Annotated in this window: 1 protein-coding gene; it reads right to left on the minus strand. The window is 46.6% G+C overall.

Going from position 1 to position 502, the window contains the following annotated elements; genetic code table 11:
* Positions 1-432 (minus strand): ISAs1 family transposase (locus NO992_RS23390; protein WP_371380823.1); only part of this gene is annotated, 432 nt, incomplete at its 3' end.
* Between the last annotated feature and the right edge of the window lie 70 nt (positions 433-502).

Consider the following 502-nt stretch of genomic DNA (forward strand, 5'->3'; position numbering starts at 1 on the left):
CTTGGTTTCAGTGGACTGTTGTGACAGTACCAACCCTGACTCTGTATCGTATGCAGTAACAAGTTGTAACGCCGTCTTTTTATCGCCGCGATACGAACCGCGCAGCACTTTACCGTCGAGTGCAATAACTGGTTTACCTGTGGTTTGTCGCTGCTCGTTAACCCAGTTTAACAGAGCTTCCAGTAGTGATTCTGCCACCACAGATTTGAGGATCCGAGCGATAGTATGCCGCTTTGGGATCCCGTTTTTAAATGGCCGATACTGCCGCAACCAATCTTCCTTCGACTCGCCATAGAGCTGGATATCTTGCCAACCTTCAGCACCTGCCATGATGGCACTAATAACAAGAAAAATGACATCAACTAAGTCGTGCTTTTTGTTAATATCAGAGCGAGTTTCTTCTACAACTGTAAGGTGTTCAATCAGGTTCATTGGTTGCGCCTAGCAATGGGATTGGCGCTATTTGATCATAAATTAGCTAAAAGTGCGATCCCGCCCTGGG

The organism is Pseudoalteromonas sp. DY56-GL79, from assembly GCF_041414765.1.
Classification (GTDB): Bacteria; Pseudomonadota; Gammaproteobacteria; order Enterobacterales; family Alteromonadaceae; genus Pseudoalteromonas; species Pseudoalteromonas piscicida.